The organism is Paenibacillus sp. 2TAB23, from assembly GCF_052115165.1.
Lineage (GTDB): Bacteria > Bacillota > Bacilli > Paenibacillales > Paenibacillaceae > Pristimantibacillus.
In genome coordinates this window covers 1-358 of record NZ_JBFRGD010000094.1, presented here as the reverse complement: position 1 = coordinate 358, position 358 = coordinate 1, and the positions used below count along the sequence as shown (strand labels likewise).

Here is a 358-nt window from a genome sequence, read left to right as displayed (position 1 = left end):
CCTGTAACACCAGTCGCTCCCGGTTCACCTGTTGCTCCTGTTGCACCCGTAGCTCCAGTCGTACCGGTTACTCCCGCTCCTGTCGCACCTGTAACACCAGTCGCTCCYGKTTCACCCGTTGCTCCTGTTGCACCCGTAGCTCCAGTCGTACCGGTTACTCCTTCTCCTGTCGCACCTGTAACACCAGTCGCTCCCGKTTCACCTGTTGCTCCTGTTATACCCGTAGCTCCAGTCGTGCCGGTTACTCCTTCTCCTGTCGCACCTGTAACACCAGTCGCTCCCGGTTCACCTGTTGCCCCTGTTGCACCCGTAGCTCCAGTCGTACCGGTTACTCCCGCTCCTGTCGCACCTGTAACCC

General features: G+C 59.7%; 1 protein-coding gene. It reads right to left on the bottom strand.

Annotation, left to right across the window (positions count from 1 at the left end; translation table 11 throughout):
* On the bottom strand, positions 1–358 hold a 358-nt coding region (locus AB4Z29_RS32450), incomplete at both ends, for a hypothetical protein (RefSeq protein ID WP_441946972.1).